This window comes from Amycolatopsis ponsaeliensis (assembly GCF_030182635.1).
Classification (GTDB): Bacteria; Actinomycetota; Actinomycetes; order Mycobacteriales; family Pseudonocardiaceae; genus Amycolatopsis; species Amycolatopsis ponsaeliensis.
Genome location: NZ_JAPZLD010000120.1, coordinates 1 through 886, shown reverse-complemented (window position 1 = coordinate 886; position 886 = coordinate 1). Strand labels below are relative to the sequence as shown.

The 886-nt window shown below is 69.1% G+C and carries 1 protein-coding gene; it reads right to left on the bottom strand.

What is annotated here, in order from left to right:
* Positions 1-26 precede the first annotated feature (26 nt).
* Positions 27-886 (bottom strand): ISL3 family transposase (locus tag QQ657_RS56480; protein WP_284750746.1); only part of this gene is annotated, 860 nt, incomplete at its 5' end.

Sequence of the window (886 nt, the reverse complement as noted above, 5' to 3'; positions counted from 1 at the left end):
GGCTCTTCGTATTGATGTGTGGGTGGTCATCGGCCTGGTAGTTCGGGTCGGTGGCCGCCCAGGGAGAGCATGGCCAGTGCCATGAGGGATTCGGGTGTGCGGAACCCGAACGCGATCCGGGTGAGGAGCCGGATTTTGGTGTTGGTGGCTTCGAGGATGGCGTTGGACAGGCCTCGGCGGAGGCTGGCGTGGACCGGGCCAAGCTGACGGCGGACTTTGCGGCCCAACCGCACAAATTCGGGGATCCGGCAACGCTGCGCCCAGGCCAGCCACCGTGCGAGCCCGTCGACGCCGTCCTCGCCGCCGACGGCGAACACCGAGCGGAGACCTTCTTTGAGCAAGTAGGCGCGGTGCAGCTCGGGGGCGGTATGGGCGATCCAGTCCAGTTTGGCTTTCTGCCGGCCGGTGAGGTCCTCGGGGTTCTTCCACAACGCATATCGGGACCGTGCCAGCCTGCGAGCGTCCCCGGCCGATTGCGCAGACCGGTCCTCGCGAGGGCGGATGCGTCCGCCGGGGGCGTTGCGGGCGGTTTTCCAGATCCGCCGCCGCACCAGGTCCAGTTCGTGGGTGGCCCAGGCCACGACGTGGAACGGGTCCGCGCATCGCACCGCCTGCGGCGCCCGGCGGGCGATCACGGTGGCGATGTAGGAGGCGGCGTCCGCGGTCACCTCGGTGATCAGCCTCGCGCGTTCGGGTCCCAGCTCGTCGAAGAAGGCTTCCAGCGTCGCTGTGGTGCGGCCTTCGCCCAGCCAGACCAGCCGGCGGGTGTCGTGATCGACCACCGCGGTCAGGTAGTTCTGACCGCGCCGGAAGGAGATCTCGTCGATCCCGATCCGCTGCAACCCCGCCAGCCGGTCGACCCGGGCGTCGATATCGGCCGACACCC